This window comes from Pseudomonas sp. PA15(2017) (assembly GCF_001945395.1).
Lineage (GTDB): Bacteria > Pseudomonadota > Gammaproteobacteria > Pseudomonadales > Pseudomonadaceae > Aquipseudomonas.
Genome location: NZ_MSXV01000060.1, coordinates 4155 through 7374 on the forward strand (window position 1 = coordinate 4155; position 3220 = coordinate 7374).

3 protein-coding genes and 2 pseudogenes are annotated in these 3220 nt (G+C 51.1%); all 5 read left to right on the top strand.

The genetic code is table 11. The annotated features are described in order from the left end of the window. Nucleotides 1-436: pseudogene (locus tag BVH03_RS25290) on the top strand (hypothetical protein); the annotation flags it as partial. 3 nt (nt 437-439) lie between these two features. Next, nucleotides 440-796 (top strand): immunity 8 family protein, encoded by a 357-nt coding sequence (locus BVH03_RS25295; protein WP_075963770.1) that lies wholly within the window; start codon nt 440-442, stop codon nt 794-796. A gap of 66 nt (nt 797-862) precedes the next feature. Beyond that, nucleotides 863-1666: pseudogene (locus tag BVH03_RS25300) on the top strand (IS30 family transposase); the annotation flags it as partial. After that, complete coding sequence (locus tag BVH03_RS25305) at nt 1608-2831, top strand: DUF637 domain-containing protein (protein WP_075963772.1); 1224 nt, start codon at nt 1608-1610, stop codon at nt 2829-2831. The pseudogene BVH03_RS25300 and the gene BVH03_RS25305, both read left to right, overlap by 59 nt. Continuing rightward, nucleotides 2821-3063 carry a hypothetical protein gene (locus BVH03_RS26280; protein ID WP_143486072.1) on the top strand — a complete coding sequence of 81 codons (243 nt, stop codon included), beginning with the start codon at nt 2821-2823 and terminating at the stop codon, nt 3061-3063. Before BVH03_RS25305 ends, BVH03_RS26280 begins: the two co-directional genes overlap by 11 nt. The last annotated feature ends 157 nt before the right edge of the window (nt 3064-3220 follow it).

Consider the following 3220-nt stretch of genomic DNA (forward strand, 5'->3'; position numbering starts at 1 on the left):
AACTGCTCAAGAAACGGCGGCCTTGGTCAATGCTGAAAGGGCGGCGCTAGAGCGCATTGGGAACAATGCGAAAGGGCCTGATTTAACGGGCAAGACGCCGAATACGGTGCTGGATTTACAGAATGCAAAAGCAGGAGCAGATGATTGGGCCAAACTAAGTGGCCAGCTCAGAGATGCCTCGAAAGGTAAAGGCAACTTTAATATTGGTACTGGTACAAGAGAACAAGCTGATGCTTTAGGAAAAGCGTGGGTGGGCGATGGATATAAGGTTGCTAGTGACGGAAAAACCTTAGTCAGTAGTGACGGTTTAAAGCAATATCGGCCACCAACGTACAAACCCAATCAGGGGAAGACTCAAGCTAACTTTGAGCAAAAATTTCCTGGTCAAGACTCAAAGAGATGGCAGTCAAATGGCCATCTAAGTATCACGGATTAGACTATGAATGCAGAATTAAAACGGCTCCATAGCCCAGATATTTACGATCTGGAAAACTACAAGCCGGAATCACCAACGAGCTTCAATTTTCTCCTTCAAGCGATGATTGGGCCAGCGGGGGAAGACGGGGAAGAGTCATTTGATATAGATGTTTGTACTCCAAAATGGATTGAGGAGAATTGCGAGCAAGATGTAGTTCTTATCGGAAGGCATTATCTGATTGTTCGTGAATACAATTATAAGAAAATTGATGAATTTATAAGAAAGTTCTTGCTGAGCTGTGTTGGTGAAGATTGGAATGAAGTTGCAAATAAAGTTGCACGCTTAGGGTTTTGGGAGTTTGAAGATTACGAAAGCTGAGATATATAATGGGCGGCGGCAAAAGCTGAGTGCAACACCTGACCCTTTTGGTAAGGTGCTGCTCCTATGTCTTATCACGAACTTAGTATCGAAGAACGCATCACAATTCAACTCGGTCAGGCCCAAGGCTTCAGTCTGCGCCGGATTGCCGGCCTGATCAAACGATCACCCTCTACCATCAGCCGCGAGCTGCGTCGCAATAGATGCTCTGGTGTCAACTACTTGGCCTGTACCGCCCAGCAGCAGATGCGTACCCGTCGTCAGGCCTGTCGCCCCCAACGCAAACTCTTGCCAGGCAGTGAACGCTTTGAGCTGGTGACCCACATGCTGCGTGAACGTTTGTCTCCCGAGCAGATTGCCGGCAAGCTGCGCCGCATGAACATACCCAGCCTCAGAGACGCCTACGTCTGTCGCGAGACGATTTACAACGCGATCTATGCACTGCCAGTGGGCGAGTTGCGCAAGGAGTTGATCGTTTGCCTGCGCCAGGGCAAAACGACTCGCCGGCCGCGTTCTGGCGGTGTGGATCGACGTGGCCAGATTCCCGATATGGTCAGCATCCATGTGCGCCCGCCAGAGATCGAAGACCGGCTGATGCCGGGCCATTGGGCGGGTGACCTGATCAAGGGCAAGGCCAACGCCTCAGCGGCGGGCACCCTGGTCGAGCGCAGCAGTGGCTACCTGATGCTGGTAAAGATGAATGGCGCGACGGCGACCTCGGCGATGCAAGGCTTCAGTGCAGCGCTCAATGGCATGCCGCTGGCGATGCGCAAGAGCATGACCTACGACCAGGGGCGGGAGATGGCGCAGCATGCCGAAATTATCCAGCAGACCGGAGTGGCGATCTACTTCTGCGACCCGCACAGCCCCCAGCACCACCAGCAACGCTGTAGGCGCCAATTCAGGAACGCTTGTCAATAGTGGTGCGGTTATTACCACAGAAGGTTTATCAACTGTTACTGGCGTGGGGCAATTTGCAGCAAACCAAGCTCTGCAGCATGGAAGCTCGACCCTATTGAATAAGGCGCTGGGACGGGATGGCAGCTTGGATGAGGTATTACAAGCAACGCTAGCAAATACATTCGCAGCAGCAGGGTTTAACTTGATTGGTAAAGTCTCACGTGATCATCAACTAGAAAATGGGGGTGTGCCGAAAGTGGGCTTGCATGCTGTTATGGGAGGGCTTGCGGCTAAGGCCGCTGGTGCGGATTTTAAGACAGGTGCTTTGGCCGCTGGTGCCAATGAAGCCTTAATAAGTTCGCTGGCTAAGCAGTATGGCAGCATGAGCGTTGATCAGCAGAAACGCTTACTCGTCATGAACTCTCAGCTGATTGGTATAGTCGCTGCCGCGGCGCTGAATGAAGACGAGAAAGGTCTGCAAACAGGTGCCTGGGTCGCTGGTAACGGTACCAAGTATAATCACTTCAGTTTACCACCGGGGCTTATTCAATATGGACAGGCGGCAACGTCCCGTGCTCAACAAATGGCTGAGAATGGCGAGTCGCCTGATGCGGTTGCAGAGGCACTACGGGCAATGGCCAGAGGTGACGGCTTCGAAGGCCCTGACCCCGCGAAGGCGCTTTTACAAGCCTGGGCTACCACCGTACTTACAGGCGGCGGTTTGATCAGCACCGGAACTAAGCTGGGCACCGCAGCGGTAGGGGCTACGATAGGTGGCGGCGCTAATATCAGTTATCAATTAAGCACGGACCTGGATTCATTGAGTTATACCGATGCTACGGTTGCGGCTATCGTAGGCGCTCTGAGTCAGGGGCGAGGGTTAGTGGGGACACAAGCCGTTAGTATTGGCGGAGCCTATGTGGGAAGCCAAATAAAAGGAACTGATCCGGTAGGTGCGATGGTTGGGGCAGGTGTTGGTGCTGCGGCTGGTGCTGCTACGGGGAAATTTGTTAAAGACTCATTGCCAAACTCGATATCAAATTCTTTGAAAGAGACTCTAGGTGCAGTTGCGGGCTCAGCAATATCTGAAGGTGCAGGGTCTTTTTTTGTGGAGGGAATAAGTGATGAGCAATAAAGCAAAATGGATATTTTGGTTTGTTAAAACATTGTGTGTGTCAGTTGCAATGTCTTTTTTTGGGTTTTTATTTGCAGTAACTTTGGTGTCTAAGCTAAAAGGAAGAGAAGGCACGATCTCTGAGTTTTTATATGCCTCTCTAAGTTTCTCTTGGAGGCTGGGGGTTATATTGACAGTAGTGTCGACTATTTTTGTTCTTGTTGATTTTTTGAATAAATCAAAAAATATCTGATCCAAAAGAAAATGCGTTGACAAGAAAAAGAAAAAAGGCAGCTTCAAACGCAACGAAACCACCGACGTCACCCATGTCGGCAGCGACATCCAGGCCGGTGGCGACCTGGCACTGCTCAGTGGCGGTGATCAGACCTACCAGGCGGCGCGGCTGGAGA

Coding starts and splice junctions, on each gene's coding strand:
- BVH03_RS25295 (WP_075963770.1), top strand. CDS start 440: ATGAATGCAGAATTAAAACGGCTCCATAGCCCAGATATTTACGATCTG.
- BVH03_RS25305 (WP_075963772.1), top strand. CDS start 1,608: ATGCCGAAATTATCCAGCAGACCGGAGTGGCGATCTACTTCTGCGACC.
- BVH03_RS26280 (WP_143486072.1), top strand. CDS start 2,821: ATGAGCAATAAAGCAAAATGGATATTTTGGTTTGTTAAAACATTGTGT.